This window comes from Pseudomonas sp. TSO6, assembly GCF_056098905.1.
Genome location: NZ_JBLZWV010000022.1, coordinates 99,448 through 119,606 on the forward strand (window position 1 = coordinate 99,448; position 20,159 = coordinate 119,606).

The window sequence follows — 20,159 nt, forward strand, 5'->3', positions numbered from 1 at the left end:
AATCCTCACTGGGCCGCGACGGCTGGCGTGTTGTAGAGCACGATCGCAGCGGTCACCAGCAAATTGATCAGGGTCAGCGGCAGGCAGAACTTCCAGCTGAAGTCCATCACCTGGTCATAGCGCGGGCGCGGGATCGAGGCGCGCAGCAGGATGAACAGCATGATGAAGAACGCGGTCTTCAGGGCGAACCACAGGAACGGCACTTGCGGCAGGATGCCGAACGGGCCGTGCCAGCCACCGAAGAACAGGGTTACCAGCAGCGCCGAGATGAGGATGATGCCGATGTACTCACCGACGAAGAACATGCCCCATTTCATGCCGGCATACTCGATGTGGTAGCCGTCGGCCAGTTCCTGTTCTGCTTCCGGCTGGTCGAACGGGTGACGGTGAGTCACGGCGACGCCAGCGATGAAGAAGGTGCAGAAGCCGAAGAACTGCGGAATGATGAACCACAGGTTCTGCGCCTGGTACTCGACGATGTCGCGCATGTTGAACGAGCCTACCTGCACCACCACGCCCATCAGCGCCAGGCCCAGGAACACTTCGTACGACACGGTCTGTGCCGAAGCACGCAAGCTGCCCAGCAGGGCGTACTTGTTGTTCGACGACCAGCCGGCGAACAGCACAGCGTAGACCGACAGGCCGGCCATGGCGAAGAAGAACAGCAGGCCGATGTTCAGGTCGGCAACGCCCCAGCCCGGTGTGATCGGGATGATCGAGAAGCCGATCAGCAGGGCGCTCATGGCCACGACCGGCGCCAGGGTGAAGATCATCTTGTCGACGAAAGGCGGGTTCCAGTCTTCCTTGAAGAACATCTTCAGCATGTCGGCAGCGATCTGGAACATGCCGAACGGGCCAACGCGGTTCGGGCCGTAGCGGTCCTGCCACCAGCCCAGCAAGCGGCGCTCGACGAAGCTGAGCAGGGCGCCGCAGACCACCACGGCCAGCAGCACCACGATAGCCTTGACGACCTGGATGATCACGTCGATCACTTCGGGGGTGAACCAGCTCATTGTGCTGCCTCCTGCAGACCTTCGACGGATGCACCGAAGATGGCAGGCGGGATGCCGGCCAGGCCTTTCGGCAACGCGACCAGGCCAGCGCCCAGTTCTTCATTGATGCGCAGCGGCAGGCGCAGGGCCACACCGGCAACGTTCAGGCTCAGCAGAGCACCGTCGTTGACACCCAGACGGTCGGCTTCGGACTTGGCCAGGGCAACGTAGGCAGCCGGGATGCGCTGTTGCACCGGGGCGGCGCGCGACGAGCTTTCTTCGCTGCCGAACAGGTGGAAGAACGGCACGGCAGTCCAGGTGCCACGGGTCGGGTTGAACGCACCTGGAATGGCGTTGAACCAGCTCAGGCGATCGCCTTGCGATTCGATCAGGCGCACGCCCGGGTCACCGGCACGCAGGTGGCCACCGACCTCGTCCTGGAACTTGTTCCAGGCTTGCGGCGAGTTCCAGCCCGGCGACCAGGCAAACGGCACTTGCTGGCGCGGTTCAACGGAGCCCGAGTAGCCTTCCATCGAGAAGGCGAACGCGGTGTCCTTGTCTTGCGGGGTACGCGGTTCGTGCACGCTGATGTTGGCGCGCATGGCGGTACGGCCGGAGTAGCGCAGTGGCTCACGCGCCAGCTTCATGCCCTTGATGCGGAATGCGGCGCTGGGTGCGGCATTGACGATACCGGCCAGTTGCGGCGCGGCTTCGGCGCAGGCGCTGGTAACGTGGTCCAGCTGGGTCCAGTCGACCGGCTTGTTTAGCAGGGTGGCACGCAGGGCGTGCATCCAGCGCCAGCCTTCGTGAATCTGGATGCTGCTGTCCAGGTATTGCGGGTCGAACACCTGGAAGAAGCGCTGGGCACGGCCTTCCTGGCTGACCAGGGTACCGTCGCCCTCGGCGAACGAGGCCGCTGGCAGTACCAGGTGGGCACGGTCGACAGTGGCGGTCTTGGAGTGGTCGGCAACGATCACCACCTTGGCTGCAGCCAGGGCAGCGTCGACCTTGGCGGCCGGTACGCGGGCGTACAGGTCGTTTTCCAAAACGACGATGGCGTCGGCCTTGCCGCTGATGACCGCGTCCAGCGCGGCGTCGACGGATTCGCCACCGAGCATGGCCAGGCCGATGCTGTTGGCCTCAGGCACCACCAGGCTCAGCGAGCCGTTCTTCTCACGCAGCTTCAGGGCTTTGGCGATGTTGGCGGCGGCTTCGATCAACGCCGGGTCGGCCAGCGAGGTGCCGGCTACAACCAGTGGGCGCTTGGCGGCGACCAGGGCATCGGCGATGCGTTGGGCCAGGGCCTTGGCTTCGTCGTCCAGGCCGGCGACTGCCGGTGCACTCGGGTCGATGGCGTGGGCCACGGCGAAACCGATGCGGGCCAGGTCGGCCGGGGCGGCGTGCACGCATTCTTCGGCGACGTCGTCCAGCTTGGTTTCAGCCAGGGAGGCGATGAACAGCGGGTACAGCGCGTGCTGGCCGATGTTCTTCACCGCGGCGTCGAGCCACGGCTGCACTTTCATGGCTTCGGCCATGGCCTCGGCCTTGCCTTTGGTGGCCTGGCGTACAGCCAGAGCGACGCGGGCAGCGGTCTGGGTCAGGTCTTCACCGAGCACGAACACGGCGTCGTGGTCTTCGATGTCGCGCAGGGTAGGCACCGGCAGCGGGCTGTTGTTCAGCACGTTCAGGGCCAGGCGCACGCGAGCCAGTTCGCCAGCTTCCATGCCGGAGTAGAAGTACTCGGCACCGACCAGCTCACGCAGGCCGTAGTTGCTTTCGAGGCTGGCGCGTGGCGAGCCGATACCGACGATGGTACGGCCGCGCAGCAGGTCGGAGGCCTTGTCCAGGGCGGCGTCCAGGCCCAGCTTGGTGCCGTCGGCCAGGTGTGGCTGGCGTGGGCGGTCCTTGCGGTTGACGTAGCCGTAGCCGAAGCGGCCGCGGTCGCACAGGAAGTACTGGTTGACCGAGCCGTTGAAGCGGTTTTCGATACGACGCAGTTCGCCGTAGCGCTCGCCGGGGCTGATGTTGCAGCCGCTGGAGCAGCCATGGCAGATGCTTGGGGCAAACTGCATGTCCCACTTGCGGTTGTAGCGCTCGGAGTGGGTCTTGTCGGTGAACACACCGGTCGGGCAGACCTCGGTCAGGTTGCCGGAGAATTCGCTTTCCAGCACACCGTCTTCGACGCGGCCGAAGTACACGTTGTCGTGGGCGCCGTATACGCCCAGGTCGGTGCCACCGGCATAGTCCTTGTAGTAGCGCACGCAGCGGTAGCAGGCAATGCAGCGGTTCATCTCATGGGCGATGAACGGGCCGAGGTCCTGGTTCTGGTGGGTACGCTTGGTGAAACGGTAGCGGCGCTCGTTGTGGCCGGTCATTACCGTCATGTCTTGCAGGTGGCAGTGACCGCCTTCCTCGCACACTGGGCAGTCGTGCGGGTGGTTGGTCATCAGCCATTCGACTACGCTGGCGCGAAACGCCTTGGACTCGTCATCTTCGATGGAAATCCAGGTGCCGTCGGAGGCAGGGGTCATGCAGGACATGACGATGCGACCACGGGTGTCGTTCTCGTCGGTGTACTGCTTGACCGCGCACTGCCGGCAGGCGCCAACGCTACCAAGCGCCGGGTGCCAGCAGAAATAAGGGATGTCGAGGCCTAGCGACAGACACGCCTGTAACAGGTTGTCTGCACCGTTGACTTCGAGCGCTTTGCCGTCTACGTGGATAGTGGCCATTGTTCAAAGTTCTTCGTTGGCCCGCGTGAGCGGGCGTGGCTAATGGAAATCGGTGAGCTTGCGACACGCCGCGAATGAATCGGGCCTGCCGGCAAGCTGGCGAGTGGCACGGACCACCTGCCTAATCATCTTGTTATGCGCCGACCACGATCGGCCCGGCCTGGATTGGCTTGGCCAGGTCTGGGCGGAGGGTGTCACCCGCGGATGCTGGAGCGACACCGGCCTCGAACTCGGACCGGAAGTATTTGATGGCACTGCCCAGCGGCTCGACGGCACCCGGTGCGTGAGCACAGAAGGTACGGCCTGGGCCGAGGAAGTTGACCAGACCCAGCAGCGTCTCGATGTCTTCGGCGCGGCCTTGCCCGTTTTCCAGTGCACGCAGCATCTTCACGCTCCACGGCAGGCCGTCACGGCATGGCGTGCACCAGCCGCACGACTCGCGGGCGAAGAACTCTTCCATGTTGCGCAACAGCGAGACCATGTTGACGCTGTCGTCCACCGCCATGGCCAGGCCTGTGCCCATACGGGTGCCGACCTTGGCGATACCACCGGCGTACATCTGCGCGTCGAGGTGCTCGGGCAGCAGGAAGCCGGTACCGGCGCCGCCTGGCTGCCAGCACTTGAGCTTGAAGCCGTCGCGCATGCCACCGGCGTAGTCTTCGAACAGCTCGCGGGCGGTGACGCCGAACGGCAGCTCCCACAGGCCCGGGTTCTTCACCTTGCCAGAGAAGCCCATCAGCTTGGTGCCGTGGTCTTCGCTGCCTTCACGGGCCAGCGACTTGTACCAGTCGTTGCCGTTGGCGACGATGGCCGGCACGTTGCACAGGGTTTCGACGTTGTTCACGCAAGTCGGCTTGCCCCACACGCCGACGGCGGCAGGGAAGGGCGGCTTGGAGCGCGGGTTGGCGCGGCGGCCTTCCAGCGAGTTGATCAGTGCGGTTTCTTCACCGCAGATGTAGCGGCCGGCACCGGTGTGCACGAACAGCTCGAAATCAAAACCGGAGCCCAGGATGTTCTTGCCCAGCAGGCCGGCGGCCTTGGCTTCATCAATGGCGCGGTTGAGGTTTTTTGCAGCGGTGGTGTATTCGCCACGCAGGAAGATGTAGCCACGGTAGGCCTTCAGGGCGCGGGCGCTGATCAGCATGCCCTCGACCAGCAGATGGGGCTGTTGCTCCATCAGCATGCGGTCCTTCCAGGTGTTGGGCTCCATTTCGTCCGCGTTGCACAGCAGGTAGCGGATGTTCATGGATTCGTCTTTGGGCATCAGGCCCCACTTCACGCCAGTGGGGAAGCCTGCGCCGCCACGGCCCTTGAGGCCGGAGTCCTTCACGGTCTGCACGATGTCGTCTTGCGACATCTCGCCCAGGGCCTTGCGGGCAGCAGCGTAGCCGTTCTTGGCCTGGTACTCGGCCAGCCATACAGGCTCGCCGTCGTCACGCAGGCGCCAGGTCAAAGGGTGGGTTTCGGCCGAGCGCGCAATGCGGTTGGCCGGGCCGAAGGAAGTAATGGTCATACGTAACCCTCCAGCAGTTTGGTGACGCCAGCGGGCTGCACGTCGCCAAAGGTGTCGTCGTCGATCATCAGCGCCGGGGCCTTGTCGCAGTTGCCCAGGCAGCACACCGGCAGCAGGGTGAAGCGGCCGTCGGCGGTGGTCTGGCCGAGGCCGATGCCCAGCTCGCTCTGGATCTGGCTGACGACCGATTCATGGCCGCCGATGTAGCAGACCATGCTGTCGCACACGCGGATGATGTGGCGGCCGACCGGCTGCCGGAAGATCTGGCTGTAGAAGGTGGCTACACCCTCGACATCGCTGGCCGGGATGCCCAGCACGTCGCCGATGGCGTGGATGGCGCCGTCCGGCACCCAACCACGTTCCTTCTGGACGATCTTCAGGGCTTCGATGGACGCCGCGCGCGGGTCCTCGTAGTGATGCATCTCGTGCTCGATGGCCGAGCGCTCTGTTTCGCTCAGGGCGAAACGGTCTGTCTGGATAAGCGTGCTGTTCATGCTTAGCGGTCCACGTCAGCCATAACGAAGTCGATACTGCCCAGATACGCAATGAGGTCGGCAACCATGCTGCCTTTGATCACCGAAGGGATCTGCTGCAGGTGCGGGTAGCTCGGAGTACGGATCCGGGTGCGGTAGCTCATGGTGCCGCCATCGCTCGTCAGGTAGTAACTGTTGATGCCCTTGGTCGCCTCGATCATCTGGAACGACTCGTTGGCCGGCATCACCGGGCCCCACGAGACTTGCAGGAAGTGCGTGATCAAGGTTTCGATGTGCTGCAGGGTGCGCTCTTTCGGCGGCGGCGTGGTCAGCGGGTGGTCCGCCTTGTACGGGCCTTCCGGCATGTTGCGCAGGCACTGGTCGATGATGCGGATACTCTGGCGCATCTCCTCGACACGGACCATGCAGCGATCGTAGGCATCGCCGTTGTGGGCCAGCGGTACTTCGAACTCGAAGTTCTCGTAGCCGGAGTACGGGCGTGCTTTACGCAGGTCGAAATCGCAACCGGTGGAACGCAGGCCGGCACCGGTGGTGCCCCATTCCAGGGCTTCCTTGGTGTTGTACGCGGCAACGCCAATGGTACGGCCCTTGAGGATGCTGTTCTGCAGGGCAGCCTTGGTGTACTCGTCGAGGCGCTTTGGCAGCCAGTCGACGAAGTCCTTGACCAGTTTCTCCCAGCCGCGCGGCAGGTCGTGGGCGACGCCACCGATGCGGTACCAGGCCGGGTGCAGGCGGAAACCGGTGATCGCTTCGATCACGGTGTAGGCGCGCTGGCGGTCGGTGAAGGTGAAGAACACCGGGGTCATGGCGCCCACGTCCTGGATGTAGGTACCCAGGAACAGCAGGTGGCTGGTGATGCGGAAGAACTCGGCCAGCATCACACGAATTACGTCGACCTTCTGCGGCACCTTGATGCCTGCCAGCTTTTCCACCGCCAGTACGTACGGCAGGTTGTTCATCACCCCGCCGAGGTAGTCGATACGGTCGGTGTAGGGGATGAAGCTGTGCCAGGACTGGCGCTCGGCCATTTTCTCAGCGCCACGGTGGTGGTAGCCGATGTCCGGTACGCAGTCGACGATCTCTTCACCGTCCAGCTGCAGGACGATACGGAACGCACCGTGCGCCGAAGGGTGGTTGGGGCCGAGGTTGAGGAACATGTAGTCCTCGTTGGCGCCCTGACGCTTCATGCCCCAGGCTTCCGGGTTGAAGCGCGCCGACTCTTCTTCAAGCTGTTGCTTGGCCAGGGTCAGGCTGTAGGGGTCGAACTCGGTGGCACGGGCCGGGTAGTCCTTGCGCAGCGGGTGGCCTTCCCAGGTGGGCGGCATCATGATGCGGCTGAGGTGCGGGTGCCCGGCAAAGTCGATGCCGAACATGTCCCACACTTCGCGCTCGTACCAGTTGGCGTTTGGCCAGATACCGGTCACGGTCGGCAGGTTCAGGTCGCCTTCGCTCAGCGACACCTTGATCATCACGTCGCTGTTACGCTCGATCGACAGCAGGTGGTAGAACACGCTGAAGTCGGCGGCCGGCAGGCCACGGCGCTGGGTGCGCAGGCGTTCGTCGACGCCGTGCAGGTCGTACAGCATGCTGTAAGGCTTGGCGACACCGCGCAGGAAGCTGAGCACCTCTTTGAGCTGGGCGCGTTTGACCCACAGCACGGGCATGCCGGTGCGGGTTTCCTGGGCGACGAATGCTTCGGCGCCAAAACGGTTGTTCAGTTCGACGACCACATCCTGGTCGTCAGCCTTGTAGGGCGGAATAAAAATAGCGTTGTCCGCTGTCATGGTCTCGGTCGCTTTGGGTCAACGTTAAGAATGAAGCCAGGCCGCCGGCTCCAGGGGGAGCGGGCGGCAGGTCGCTGGATCAGACTTCGTCGGGGCTGCGCAGGTTGGTTACTGCAATGCGCTGCTCACGACGCAGGTCTTTCTGGGCTGGCATCTCGGCACGGTAAATACCTTGATCACCAACAACCCAGGAAAGCGGGCGTCGTTCTTGGCCGATCGACTCCTGCAGCAGCATCAAACCTTGCAGGAAAGCCTCAGGGCGTGGCGGGCAGCCAGGCACATAGACGTCCACGGGGAGGAACTTGTCGACCCCCTGAACGACCGAGTAGATGTCGTACATGCCACCGGAGTTGGCGCACGAACCCATGGAGATGACCCATTTCGGCTCGAGCATCTGCTCGTAGAGGCGCTGGATGATCGGCGCCATCTTGATGAAGCAGGTACCGGCGATGACCATGAAGTCGGCCTGACGCGGCGAGGCCCGGATGACTTCGGCGCCGAAGCGGGCGATGTCGTGGGGTGCCGTGAAGGCCGTGGTCATTTCCACGTAGCAGCAGGACAGGCCGAAGTTGTACGGCCAGAGGGAGTTCTTGCGACCCCAGTTGACCGCGCCACGCAGCACATCTTCGAGTTTCCCCATGTAGATGTTCTTGTGGACCTGGTCCTCTAGCAGTTGGTCGGTGACGGTTTCCCGTTCACCTACCGGGTACTGCTCGTTAGGCGCATCCGGATCGATTCTGGTGAGATTGTATTGCATTGCCAAAGCCTCATTGTTTCAGCTTCGCTTGCCGCTTGCGGCGACCTTCGGGAGCCCAGTCAAGAGCACCGACGCGCCATAGGTAGACAAGACCTGCCAACAGAATTGCTATGAAAACGAGAGCTTCGACGAACCCGGTCCAGCCGCTTTCGCGGACGGACACAGACCATGCAAAGAGAAAGAGGGCTTCGATATCGAAGATCACGAACAGCATCGCGACCAGATAGAATTTGGCGGACAGACGCAGGCGGGCGCTGCCGACGGGCAGCATGCCGGATTCGAAGGGTTCGTTCTTGGCGCGACCCCAGGCCTTGCTACCGAGCAGGCTGGACAGGCCGAGCATGAAGGCACACAGGCCGACGACACCCAGGAGGAAGATGGCAAAGCCCCAGTTGTGGGCGATGAGTCCTGCCGAATCGGACATGCTAGAGATCCTTATACAGAGACCCAGCTCTGCAGTCTGAAATAAGTAGAGCGGCGACGTGGTGTCGCAGGTGCAGTGACCAAATGTCGCAGCTGAATCAATCGCGCTGATTTTATGGGTAAACCCGGTGCAAGTAAAATTTCTGTCGCAAATTTATTCGTAGGATTAAGAACAAAAGGCACTCGTAAATGGCTGAAAGCCTTGAAATTCGGGCATTGCGTGCGGTTTTGTTAATTATGTTTCTTGCGACTGGTAACGAATTACAAGTTCCGGAATGATAATTAATATCATTTGACCTGATGCCATGTAATTTGGCTGTTCTGTGCCTTGTAAAGTTCATCCGGCGATTCCCCCTACTTGCAAATGCGAAAGACTCCTGTTCTAACAGCTTTCGACATGGCGCGCACCGCTCTGGGTCAATACTTTGTCGGTCGAGCGTTGATTGGCTGATGAAGCAATCGCCCACTGCCCGAGCCAGTAGGTGAGGATGATCAGGTACGGCGCGGCGGCGAACGGGCTGACGAAGCGGTCGATGCCGATCAGGCTGTCCGAGATCACGAACAGGCCGGCGCCGATTGCGGCCAGCCCGCCACAGGCCAGGGCGCGCCAGAGCATGGCGCTGATGGCCAGGGCGTACAGCGCGACTGGGATCAGCAACGGGCCGAGGCCGTGGCTGGCCAGTACGCCGAGCAGCGCGATGCCGGTGATGGCGCTGAGGATCAGTGCGGGCAGGGCGGGGCGCAGGGTAATGCCGCAATAGCCGCGCAGGTAAGCCAGGTGGGCACAGAGGAAGGCGGCCAGGCCGAATACGAACAGGTCGGCGGGGATGGCCAGCAGTATGTCACCCATTACCGAAAAGCCCAGGCCGAACGAGATCCACTTCCGATAAGGTGTGGCCGGGGCGCCGCGCAGCCAAGCGACAAGCGCCAGGACGGGAACGGGTTTGGCCAGCAGGGCGAGCAGGGTATTGTCGCTGGCCAGTGCATATATATAGAGGGCGACGGCGGCCAGGGCCAGAATCATCAGGTGGCTTGGACGAGGCATGGGCGGTCCTTGCTGCTGTGCTGCCTCAAGCATAGACGTGATCCTGGGTTTTGCTGGTGATGCCTTTGGATTGGGTTAGGGCTGGCATGGGCTTGGCGAAAGCAATGCGGCGCCTGTGAGATCGAGCGCCGCCCGCGCGGCGCATCGCGAGCTGCGCTCGCTCCTACGTTTGTTTTTGGCCAGTAACGCCTGTGGCAGGCGCACGCGACCGTCTTGTTTGTACGGCACGATATCGAGTCATGCCCCAAGGCTTTCGCGCGCAAATCCCATAGGAATAATTGGCCCGAAACAAACGTAGGAGCGAGCGCAGCTCGCGATGCGCCGCGCGGGCGGCGCTCGGTCTCACGGGCGCTGAAGATGCTGTGGCGAACACCTCTCAGCCCAGGCGCATTTTCAAAGGCACGTCAAAAAGAAAGCCCGGAGCTTTCACAAGCCCCGGGCCTTCGTTCAACAGCAGCCCACTATCAGTGGAACTGCTCTTCCTCGGTCGAGCCGGTCAGGGCAGTCACCGACGATGCGCCACCCTGGATCACGGTGGTCATGTCATCGAAGTAACCGGTGCCCACTTCCTGCTGGTGCGCCACGAAGGTGTAGCCTTTGCTGGCGTCAGCGAATTCCTGCTCTTGCAGCTTCACGTAGGCGGTCATGTCGTTGCGGGCGTAGTCGTGCGCCAGGTTGAACATGCCGTGCCACATGTTGTGGATGCCCGCCAGGGTGATGAACTGGTGCTTGTAGCCCATGGCCGACAGCTCGCGCTGGAACTTGGCGATGGTGGCGTCGTCCAGGTCTGGCTTGGCGGTTTCGCACCAGATCATGTGGGGGAAAAGTTGGGTGAAAATAATCAACTAATTTCAAGGTTGGGGAGAAGCTTTGGGTGGGTAGTCAACGCTAAGTGCAACAAATAGTTTCTGAGTGATTGTGGTTGGAGTTTGCCCTTTTCTTGGTGATTTCGAGGTAGGGGGTGTTTGATATTTTCATTGGAAATCACCTGGGGCATGAGTTTTTGCGCGTCTAAATGATATGGTTTTGTTTTGGGGTTGACCTTCGTGGTTGAATGATGCTGGTATTGTACTCGAGGTAAGGCTTGTTGAGGATTAGAAAGTAATAGTTTGTATTGGTTGTTGTAGGAAGTTTCCTTTTTCTTTGTCATAAAAGTATGCGTGCATGCTTATGGGGGTGCTAATGTTCGAGCAAAGAAACCTGTTCATCAATACCGCCCGCACTATTGAGTTGGGTAACGCGTCTTGGGAGCTCGCCCAAGAATCTGGCCTGACAGATCGCAGTGTAGTTCACTGTCCATCCAACCGCCTGCGCGACCAAGATGGGCATGTTTTCATGAATATGTGCTCATGCTCCTATCTGGGGCTTGAGACTGATGAACGACTGTCCCAGCGGGCAGCCCGCTATGTCTTGGACAGTGGTACTGTCAACCTGCCAACCTCGCGCATCCGTATCCGTCTTCGCGAACTGGATGAGCTGGAAGATGCACTGTCATCGCACTTCACTTGTCAAGCATTTACGGCAACTTCCTGCAGTGCCGGAATTGTAGCTACACTGCCGTTGCTCGCCGCCGGCATATTCACCAATGGTGTGCGGCCCTATCTGATTTTCGATAAGCATGCGCACTTTGCATTGAATCAGATGAAAGCCGTTTGCGGTGATGAAACACAGGTCGCCACATGCGCTCATAATGATGTGCAGTTCATTGAAGATATGTGCAAGCGTCACCGTCAGGTTGCTTATGTTGCCGATGGTGCCTATAGCATGGGCGGTAGTGCGCCCGTTAAGCAGTTGCTTGCCTTGCAAGAGAAGTACGGGCTGTTTCTTTATTTTGATGACTCCCATTCATTGAGTGCTTGTGGCAAAAAAGGCGAGGGTATTGTCCGTGGGTTAATGCCAGAAATAAACAACAGGACTATTCTGGTTTACTCGTTGGCCAAGGCATTTGCTGCCAATGGTGGTGGCATCTTCATGTCTAGGCAGGCATCGTATCTGAAGGAATTTCGTCGGTTTGGCGGACCGATGTCCTATTCGCAGTATCTCAACCCTGCTGCGATCGGTGCGGCTATGGCCTCGCTGGAGATCCACCGTGGTGCGGAACTGCAAACCTTGCAGTGTAGACTGGCCGACAATATCAACTTGTTCGACCAGCTGGTGCCAACTGAGTATGCCGGCACACCTTCGCCCATTCGTGTAATGCCCATGGCGAGCCCTGACATGGCTGTCAAGGTTTCCGAAGCGGTGTTTCAGCAAGGCTACTACACCTCCGCAGTCTTCTTTCCGATTGTCGCAAGGGATAAATCCGGCCTGCGGGTTATGCTGCGTGCGGACATGACCGAACTAGACATCCGCAGCTTCTGTTCGATCGTTGCGCAGCAGGTTCAGCAATGGTGCAAGACACAAGAAGGCCGGGTGGAGGTGCGATCATGAGTTCGTTCGCTCCCCGGAGCCTGCTCTACTGCTCGGCCCTCTACCCAGGGCAATACTGCAAAAGCGAGCTGAGCGACGTCAGGGTACTGGACATGGAGGACGGTGTACCCATTGAGCGGAAGGCTGAAGCACGGCAAAACCTTGAGCGATTTTTTGCTGAGCAGTCTTTAGTCGGCATGGCAGTGCGCATCAATCCCCTGCGCAATAACGAGGGGTTACGAGACCTGCTGTTGCTTCAACGGTTGGAGCACCGGCCAAGATATGTGGTTATGACCATGGTGGAGTGTGCGAGCGAGATCGATGTCGTGCGCGCCAATGTAGCCCGCGAGGGCGATATATCACCTTTGGTGTTTGTCACAGTGGAAACCCCTTCGTGCCTGCGTGACATCCATGCAGTGGCGCATCGTGCCGATGGTTTGATCTTCGGCTCTGCGGATTACGCGGCTAGTTTGGGTGTGAATATCGGTGGTTGGGAGAACATGCTGCATGCCCGTTCTTGCATTGTCGCCGCAGCGGCGGCGGCCGGCATTCCTGCATTCGACACTGCTTACTTCCATCTGGATGACGAGCCTGGACTGTTGAGAGAAAGCTTGGCTGTCCGGGACTTGGGCTTTAGCGGCAAGACGGCGATCCATCCGCGTCAGGTGGCTGCCATCAACCAGGTTTTCACTCCTTCGCCAGAGGAAATCGAAAGAGCCCACGCGATTATCGAGGCTTCACGCTGCAGTGACGACAAGATTACCCGGTTAAATGCGCTGATGATCGGGCCACCTTTCGTCAAACAGGCTGCGAAAGTCATGCGGCGAGCCCAAGAAATGGGTCTCTGAGGAGTTCGGCAATGGAACCGATGATAACCGGATATCAACGAATTTCAGCAAACCGCTATCGGGAAGCCCCTGGCTTGTACTACGAGGCGTTTGTAGTCGGCAACCTATTCGAGCACCGCCCCGGTCGGACTGTCACTGAGTTAGATAATCTGTGGCAGTCCCTGATCAATATGAACAACCACCCCTCACACGTCGATGCCCATTATGCACAGCATACTGAATTCGGCCGTCTACTGGTCAACAGTTCGGTCACTTTGGCCATCATCAGTGGGATGACTGTCTCGACCTTAAGTGCACGTGCGATCGCCAACTTGGGCTGGGACGAAATCCGCCTGCCAAACCCAGTGTTTGCAGGTGACACTTTATATGCCGAGAGCGAAGTGCTGGCAAAGCGGCTTTCGGTCTCACGACCAGGGCAAGGCATCGTTACCGTACGGGTCACCGGTCGTAACCAAGATAGCTTGCCAGTAATTACCTACAGGCGAACCTTCCTGGTGCCCTGCGAAGCAAGTTCGCAGAGCTACCAGATTGGTTGATTATGACGGCCGAGGATTCGGGCATGCTTCTACTCAACGCGCAAGATATTCGCGACTGCACTGATATCACGAAGCTCCTGGCTGTGCTGGCGAGGGATTACCGTGCAAGTGTGCGCACGCCGGAAAAGGTACCGCCGCGGCATGTTATCGAGCATCCCGCGCAACAGGCTTTCTCCTTGTTCATGCCTGCTGTCCTTGCTGATAGAAAGGTAATGGGGATCAAGGTGTCGTCCTTCTTTCCGGGCAATGCCAATCGAGGATTGCCTGCTATCAATGGCGCGGTTTTGTTACTCGATTCCGATACCGGCCGCTTGCAAGCTATGCTCGATGGCTGCGCGCTGACCGCACTCCGTACTGCTGCCATGAGTGCGCTGGCCACCGACCGTCTCTGCCCCGTTGCGCAACCGACGTTAGCGGTAATCGGGGCTGGGGTCCAGGCCAAGGCCCACATAGAGGCTATGGCTGAGATCCGGGCACTTCGGAGGGTAAGGGTAGTGGCCAGAGACCTGGATCGCTGCCATGCCTTTGCTGTCTCGATGAGCGAGCAGGTTGGCGTGCCGGTAGAGGCTGTGAAGTCAATCGAGCAGGCACTGTTTGATGCGGATATCGTCTGCACCACCACTTCCCACGATAAGCCATCCCCCTTGATCCAGTCTCATCAACTTAAGCCTGGGGTACACATCAACGCCATCGGGGGGAGCACGCTGCAAGCCTGTGAAGTTGACCCTTGTCTGCTCAGCCAGGCGCTTATCCATGTCGACGACCCGCAGGCGGCAATGCATGAGTCGGGGGAAATCAGCCAAGCCCTGGCTCGCTCGCTGATCACTCCTGAACAAGTCGTAGGGCTAGAGGCGGTGCTGCAAGAGCCCGCACTCCCATGGCACGCGGCAACCAGCTACTTCCGGTGTGTGGGTCATGCCAGTCAGGACATGATTGTTGCCATGCACCTGTACACCACTGCCTTGGAGCGGCAGTTGGGGCATCGCTGCAACTACTTCGTCAGTTCCATGACGAACCTCACCTAAGCGCACGGGCAATAAGCGTCCAATGGAGAAGGATAAGCACGTGAAAATTCTGATGATCGACTCATTACAGGTGAACTACGTCGAGCAAGGCGAGTTCGATGGCCTGCGTGATGACGGCTGCGAGATCAAGGTGACCTGTACCCCGACGCCCGTGCAGCTGGCATGGGCCGATGGCATCGTTGCATTCCATTCCGTGAAGGTTGACAGCGCACTGTTGGCGCAAGCGTCGCGATGTCGGGCTCTAGTGAAGGCAACCACTGGGGTGGATGATGTTGATATGGCCGCCCTGATGACTAAAGGTATCCGCTTTGCCAACATCGGCCAGGTGGGTGTGGAGGAGGTGGCCGAACACAGCTTAGCGCTTGTGCTGCTAGCTCAGCGCAGGCTGCTTGACTATTTCCAACATACCCAGCTGGGTGGATGGTGCTGGCGTGAGTGCGGTACCCACTCGCCGGGTGGGTTGCTCAAGCCCTGCCATGATACGGTTCTCGGGGTTTTGGGTTATGGCGCCATCGGCCGGGCAGTGGCCAGGCGTGCGGCTGTATTTGGCTACCAGGTGAAGTTCCATGATCCAGCGTTAGTGCATTGCCCTGATGGGGTGGCGCAGGCTTGTTCGTTCGAGGCATTGCTGGAGCAAGCCGACATTCTGACGTTGCACCTGCCGCTGACGCCGGCGACTCACCACCTGTTCAATCAGTGCAATCTGGCCAGGCTCAAACCTGGGGCGGTACTGGTCAACACATCCCGAGGCGGGCTGATTGACACCGACAGTTTGTTGTGGGCGCTGGACAATGGGCAAGTGAGTCAGGCGCTGCTTGATGTCGTCGAGCACGAGCCGGCGATCCTACCTGCACTGCGTGCACATGCACGCGTGGCGCTGACGCCCCATGCTGCGTTTTGCAGCGAACGGTCATTGTCGACCTTAAAGGCACGTGCGCTTCAAGCACTGCTGGCCATGCTGGAGGAAACCTCGTTAGTGACTGCCAACCAGTGGTGGCCCAAAGATCGGGAGGGCGACGCACATGCCTGAACCGATCATCAAGCGTAATCCTGAAGGGAATAGCGAGTTACCGGTCTGGTTCGACCGGGCAATCGCTCAAGACATTCGGGTGTACGGGCAACGGCTGGCTGCTAGGCAACTGCTTATGAATACCTTTGGAAACATCGCGGTGCGCCGCAGTTGCCCACATCGCCGGCGCGATGTCATTTACACCAAACACGGTGGTCTGTCCCTGGAAGAGTGTGGGCTGGAGAATATTGTGGTGCTCGACTTGCTTACAGATGAGTTGGTGCACGGCACTACGAGGCCCAGCTTGGGGCACCGGATGCACCGAGAGATTTTCAGTTGTCGCCCGGACATCAATGCCACCGTGCACCTGCATCCCAATGAAGTGCTGGCGTTCTTTTCGGTCATGCGCTGGCGAACGATGAAGTATGTCTCCAATGATACGGCCCTGGTGTTGGGCAAGCCTCCATGCATCCTTGGCGAGGGCGTGAATATCGAGCTGGACATACGGGCCATTTCTCAATGTGTGACTACGACCAACTGCATCGTCATGCCTGGTCATGGTATCACCACCTTAGGGCGTAATCTCTCAGAGGCATTTCATCGTGCCCTAGCATTCACAGCGGAGGTCGGGCGGCTAATTGTTAGCCAGCAGCTGGCTGTCGCTAGTGGCCGCCCTGTGGTCTATGCAAGCGAAGACGATGTTCGGCATATGTATCGGCAGGGCGAGGAAGTTATTTATGGAGGGGGCAGCTTGTGAAATTGCATTCGCATACCCTGTCTGCAGGGCACTGGAAGGCACCGGAGCGGGACTTCTCCTCGGTGTTGCTCGACCTCAACGAGAATCAGTTTCTCGAGTCCTTCCTTAAGACATTCCTCTCCGATGCCTTGGCTCCGAGGGATCTATACACCTACCCTAACTACCGACAGTTGCTCGATGGGCTCAGTGACTACTGTCAGGTACCTCGCCAGAACCTTCTGCTGACCAATGGCGCCGACCAGGCCATCGACCTGGTGGTACGTCTTATCTTCCCGCCGGGTGCGCAGGTGGTTGTTCCGTCACCCGTGTTCTCGTTCTACTACCAGATGCTGGACGTCAATGGTGTGGGCACAGTCGTGGTGCCATACGAGCGGCGCGGGCAATCATTCCACCTTCCATGCAATGTTGTGCTCGAAGCCTTGTCAGGTCGTGATGGGCTGATTCTGTGCAATCCGAACAATCCGTTGGGAGTGCAGATTGAGCCTGATGATCTGCACCGCTTGATAGTTCGCTGCGTTGAACTTGATAAGCCAGTGATTGTTGATGAGTGCTATTACGAGTACCTACGCCACTCTTGCCTTGGAACCTTCAGCGGCCTTGAGCAGTTGTTCGTTATCCGCTCGTTTTCCAAGTATTTCGGCTTGGCTGGTTTGCGTCTCGGCTACGTGGTGGCCAGCACCCATGCTGTTAGGCAGTTGCTCAAATTGCGTGGTCCTTGGGATATCAACCACGCGGCTGTCAAGGCGGCCCTGCATTGCCTAGCCAATCAGCCAGAAATCGCAGCGGCGCATGGTCGCCAAGATTGGGTACGTACGCGGATTGTTGAGTGTTGCCAAGGCCTGGGAATCGGCGTCATTGATACCCTTGCCAACTTCCTACTCCTCGAGGACGGCCCTGATCAGCGTATGGCCAAAGCGTTGCACAGGGCGAGGATACGATTCAGCGATTGCTCAGTATATCCTCATGCTGGTTCATTGCTGACCAATGTGCTGCGGGTGGCAATTCCAAAGGATGACGATCTGCAGTCGTTTATCCAGGCATTGCAAGAAGCATGAATCCAGCGCTCGGGGCAGGGACGCCCCGCATTAACAGTCACCGACATCAGCCAAGAAGTCGCAGGATGCAGGTATGCCTATACAACAACAATATTCTTTGATCAGAAAACTCTATACCTCCCAGCCACGCGAGATGTTGCTCGACCTCGATGTCTTGCAACACATTGGAATATCGAGCCAGAGGGCTGCCAGCTATGCTAGGAATGGTTGGCTGAATCGCGTAGCTCGCGGTATCTATGCCTTTCCAAATAATGAGCTGAGCCTTGCGGTGGGCTGCTCATACCTGGAACGTCAGAATGCCTGCCTACATTTAGGAGGTAGCAGTGCGCTTCGCGAAGTTTATGAAAATGATCCTCCGCTAGTATTGTGGGGCGATAACCGAGCCTCATTGCCTCGGTGGTTTACCGAGCGTTATCCGGTGCGCTATGTGTATGCACGATTGTTTGATTGGAGTGGTGAGATAAATCTGCGCACATCGACCCTTGAGCGGCGGGGTGGGGTGCTCAGGTCAGTGCCCGAGCGTGCGTTGCTGGAGATGCTCTATGAAGTCGGCAGCAGCCGTGATTTGCTGAAGGCCAGAGAGTGTTTCTATGCCGCTGGCGAGGTCTGTCCTTTGGCCAGTGGCCAACTACTCCAGTGTTGCACCAGCGTGAAGGCTGTGCGCTTGTACCTGCGCTTAGCTCGTCAGGCGAGATTGCTGGATGTCGATGAGTTGCTCGGGCTCTGGAATATTCAAGTTGGTAGCGAGCGTCGCTGGATTTCAAGGTTCAAGGACGGCACGACGTTGTGCCTCGGTCCTCATGGGTAGCGCCGTAAGCCACGGCATTAAGCGAATGAGCCCGCTAATGCATAAGGTGGCATTGCTCAAGTTGCTGTTTGTCCTGGCCAACGGGGTCGGGTCGTTTGCGGCGTTATTTATGAATCGGCACTTTGCTTTGGCAGATGCTGAACTGGCGACTACGGTGTCGCTGATGATCATCAGCTATTTGGCCGGAAACCTGCTGGGTGGACAACTGCCAGGTCGTGTGGGCAGTCGACTTCTTCTGTTGGGCTGTTCGTCGACGGCGCTGCTCGCGCTGTTGGGCAGTCTGCTGCCGATCTTACCCATCGCAATCGGCATGATTTTGCTTTTTATGTTCAGTGCGGGCGCCATCACACCGCTTTTCAGCGTGATGACCGCCCGGGCTGCACCGTCAGACGATCAGGTGGGGGCCTTTGCCTATCTTCATCTAGCCAGTAATGCAGGTGGTGTCCTGCTGTTCGTCGTAGGGGGTGTTCTTCTTAGTTGGCAAAGCCAGTATCTCTTGTGGTTTACCGCAGCGATTAGTCTAGTTTGCCTGGTGACGAGCGCTGCCTTGGCTCTGCCGCTAACCGGAAGTCATCTCGATGCTAAGGATACGCCGCTTAAGGCAAAGGATGTGCCGATACCCGCGGTGGTGATCTTGGCGGGTGTGATGTTTTTCGTATTGTCCCTGCTTGATGGTCAGCGCGAATACCAGTTCCCTCTCTGGTTAGAAGCATTGGGGGTGAGTGATGCGGCTCATCTTTTTGGAGTGGCAGGAATTGTTAATGGGTTACTGGTTATTGTCCTAACTCGACCGCTGATTGCCTTGAGCCGGCGTTGGTCTGCCATGGCTAACATGGCGCTGGCGGCGATCTGCTACGGCATTGGTTTCGGCGCCTATGCCTTGGTCGATACTTGGCCCGCAATACTATTGTTAGTGGTGATCTGGACCTTGGGAGAGATCATCGGTATCACCTACATGGCGACCTTGATTGCCCAGCGAGCGCCGGTGTCGCGACAAGGGTTTTTGTTTTCCTTGATACCTGTAATTCAGGCTGCGGCACGAGTGCTATGCGTAATCTTGGCTGTGCCGATGCTGGCTGGCCTTGGCTTCAGTGTTACCTGGACGGTTTTTGGTTGCGCGGGTGTGATTTTTGGCCTGACCTGTCTCTTCCTACGACGTGGAAGGCTTGATTACTGACAGAAGGGACTTGAAGGCATGAGCAAGGTTGTTGTTATTACTGGTGGCAATTCCGGTATCGGAGAGGCGTGTGCATGGAAATTTGCCAGAGAGCAATACACAGTCATTGTGTGCGGACGTGATCATGTTCGGAACCTTCGTGTGTGTGAGGGTATCAACAGGGAGATGGCGTGTGCGCATTCGTACTCGGTCGATTTGCGTAGCCCTACCGAGTTGACCGACCTTTTTAAGCAACTGGCTCTCGATCACCCACCCATAAATTGTCTCGTCAACAGCATCGGTATTGACGGTCGATCATTCACGATGACCGAGGACTATCCCGAGGCTGATTTCGATGATGTCATGTCCACGAATGTACGTGCGCCATGGCAATGCATGAAGGCGGTGTTGCCTGCAATGCGTGAGGCGGGACATGGCACCATTGTCAACGTCGCCTCGCTAGCGGGTCTGAATGCCAGTGTCACGGGTGGCTCTGTATACACTGCCAGCAAGCACGCGCTAGTTGGAATTACCAGAGCCGTTGCAAAGGAATATGCCCCTTATGGCGTCCGGGTCAATGCCGTGTGTCCGGGGTTTGTATCAACGCCATTGGCGAAGCATGTACTGGGGAGCAAATTTGATTCGGTGTGTGCCTCGCAGCCTATGCGGCGAGTCTGTGAAGCCCATGAGGTTGCTGAGCTTGTGTACTGGCTTAGCTCGGAGGCGGCTTCTTATGTAACTGGTGTGGCGGTACCAATCGATGGTGGATTCCGCGCTTAGAGTTCGCCCGGAGTTTTGGCAGCGCGTATTCGAATC

Annotated in this window: 18 protein-coding genes and 1 pseudogene; 10 read left to right on the forward strand and 9 right to left on the reverse strand. The window is 58.9% G+C overall.

The window, feature by feature from the left end; all coding sequences use genetic code 11:
* Positions 1 to 5: 5 nt before the first annotated feature.
* The 9 genes and pseudogenes from nuoH to ACN6NG_RS07960 all read right to left on the reverse strand — a co-directional run.
* Positions 6 to 1,013: an NADH-quinone oxidoreductase subunit NuoH gene (nuoH, locus tag ACN6NG_RS07920; protein WP_012273297.1), complete on the reverse strand. Its 1,008-nt coding sequence runs from the start codon at positions 1,011 to 1,013 to the stop codon at positions 6 to 8.
* Positions 1,010 to 3,724, reverse strand: a complete 2,715-nt coding sequence (gene nuoG / locus ACN6NG_RS07925) for an NADH-quinone oxidoreductase subunit NuoG (protein WP_474313404.1) — start codon at positions 3,722 to 3,724, stop codon at positions 1,010 to 1,012. The genes nuoH and nuoG overlap by 4 nt, the downstream gene beginning before the upstream one ends.
* Positions 3,725 to 3,857: 133 nt before the next feature.
* Positions 3,858 to 5,237: an NADH-quinone oxidoreductase subunit NuoF gene (gene nuoF, locus ACN6NG_RS07930; protein WP_063424442.1), complete on the reverse strand. Its 1,380-nt coding sequence runs from the start codon at positions 5,235 to 5,237 to the stop codon at positions 3,858 to 3,860.
* A complete protein-coding gene (nuoE, locus tag ACN6NG_RS07935) occupies positions 5,234 to 5,731 on the reverse strand; it encodes an NADH-quinone oxidoreductase subunit NuoE (RefSeq protein ID WP_019470486.1) in 498 nt (165 codons plus the stop codon). The genes nuoF and nuoE overlap by 4 nt, the downstream gene beginning before the upstream one ends.
* Before the next feature lie 2 nt (positions 5,732 to 5,733).
* Complete coding sequence (nuoC, locus tag ACN6NG_RS07940) at positions 5,734 to 7,515, reverse strand: NADH-quinone oxidoreductase subunit C/D (RefSeq protein WP_016498752.1); 1,782 nt, start codon at positions 7,513 to 7,515, stop codon at positions 5,734 to 5,736.
* A gap of 79 nt (positions 7,516 to 7,594) precedes the next feature.
* Positions 7,595 to 8,272 (reverse strand): NuoB/complex I 20 kDa subunit family protein, encoded by a 678-nt coding sequence (locus ACN6NG_RS07945; protein ID WP_012313769.1) that lies wholly within the window; start codon positions 8,270 to 8,272, stop codon positions 7,595 to 7,597.
* 10 nt (positions 8,273 to 8,282) lie between these two features.
* The gene (locus tag ACN6NG_RS07950) at positions 8,283 to 8,696 is read right to left on the reverse strand and encodes an NADH-quinone oxidoreductase subunit A (RefSeq protein WP_003251427.1); all 414 of its coding nucleotides are present in this window, start codon (positions 8,694 to 8,696) and stop codon (positions 8,283 to 8,285) included.
* Positions 8,697 to 9,077: 381 nt separating this feature from the next.
* A complete protein-coding gene (locus ACN6NG_RS07955; RefSeq protein WP_474313405.1) occupies positions 9,078 to 9,740 on the reverse strand; it encodes a lysoplasmalogenase in 663 nt (220 codons plus the stop codon).
* A gap of 464 nt (positions 9,741 to 10,204) precedes the next feature.
* Positions 10,205 to 10,564, reverse strand: a pseudogene (locus ACN6NG_RS07960) (isocitrate lyase); the annotation flags it as partial.
* Between the two features lie 358 nt (positions 10,565 to 10,922).
* On the opposite strand from ACN6NG_RS07960, the gene ACN6NG_RS07965 reads away from it, so the two are divergent.
* From ACN6NG_RS07965 to ACN6NG_RS08010, 10 genes are all read left to right on the forward strand, one after another.
* A complete protein-coding gene (locus ACN6NG_RS07965) occupies positions 10,923 to 12,170 on the forward strand; it encodes an aminotransferase class I/II-fold pyridoxal phosphate-dependent enzyme (RefSeq protein WP_403007925.1) in 1,248 nt (415 codons plus the stop codon).
* A complete protein-coding gene (locus tag ACN6NG_RS07970; protein ID WP_474313407.1) occupies positions 12,167 to 12,997 on the forward strand; it encodes an HpcH/HpaI aldolase/citrate lyase family protein in 831 nt (276 codons plus the stop codon). Before ACN6NG_RS07965 ends, ACN6NG_RS07970 begins: the two co-directional genes overlap by 4 nt.
* An 11-nt stretch (positions 12,998 to 13,008) precedes the next feature.
* Complete coding sequence (locus ACN6NG_RS07975; protein WP_403007919.1) at positions 13,009 to 13,533, forward strand: MaoC family dehydratase; 525 nt, start codon at positions 13,009 to 13,011, stop codon at positions 13,531 to 13,533.
* 23 nt (positions 13,534 to 13,556) lie between these two features.
* Complete coding sequence (locus ACN6NG_RS07980; protein ID WP_474313408.1) at positions 13,557 to 14,558, forward strand: ornithine cyclodeaminase family protein; 1,002 nt, start codon at positions 13,557 to 13,559, stop codon at positions 14,556 to 14,558.
* Between the two features lie 40 nt (positions 14,559 to 14,598).
* Positions 14,599 to 15,588 carry an NAD(P)-dependent oxidoreductase gene (locus tag ACN6NG_RS07985; RefSeq protein WP_474313409.1) on the forward strand — a complete coding sequence of 330 codons (990 nt, stop codon included), beginning with the start codon at positions 14,599 to 14,601 and terminating at the stop codon, positions 15,586 to 15,588.
* Positions 15,581 to 16,324: a class II aldolase/adducin family protein gene (locus ACN6NG_RS07990; protein ID WP_474313410.1), complete on the forward strand. Its 744-nt coding sequence runs from the start codon at positions 15,581 to 15,583 to the stop codon at positions 16,322 to 16,324. Before ACN6NG_RS07985 ends, ACN6NG_RS07990 begins: the two co-directional genes overlap by 8 nt.
* Entirely contained in the window at positions 16,321 to 17,379 is a 1,059-nt protein-coding gene (locus ACN6NG_RS07995; RefSeq protein WP_403007905.1) for a pyridoxal phosphate-dependent aminotransferase, read from the forward strand. The genes ACN6NG_RS07990 and ACN6NG_RS07995 overlap by 4 nt, the downstream gene beginning before the upstream one ends.
* A 73-nt stretch (positions 17,380 to 17,452) precedes the next feature.
* Positions 17,453 to 18,187 carry a type IV toxin-antitoxin system AbiEi family antitoxin domain-containing protein gene (locus tag ACN6NG_RS08000; RefSeq protein ID WP_474313411.1) on the forward strand — a complete coding sequence of 245 codons (735 nt, stop codon included), beginning with the start codon at positions 17,453 to 17,455 and terminating at the stop codon, positions 18,185 to 18,187.
* 37 nt (positions 18,188 to 18,224) lie between these two features.
* A complete protein-coding gene (locus ACN6NG_RS08005; RefSeq protein ID WP_059395964.1) occupies positions 18,225 to 19,364 on the forward strand; it encodes an MFS transporter in 1,140 nt (379 codons plus the stop codon).
* 18 nt (positions 19,365 to 19,382) lie between these two features.
* The gene (locus tag ACN6NG_RS08010; RefSeq protein WP_081238126.1) at positions 19,383 to 20,123 is read left to right on the forward strand and encodes an SDR family NAD(P)-dependent oxidoreductase; all 741 of its coding nucleotides are present in this window, start codon (positions 19,383 to 19,385) and stop codon (positions 20,121 to 20,123) included.
* The last annotated feature ends 36 nt before the right edge of the window (positions 20,124 to 20,159 follow it).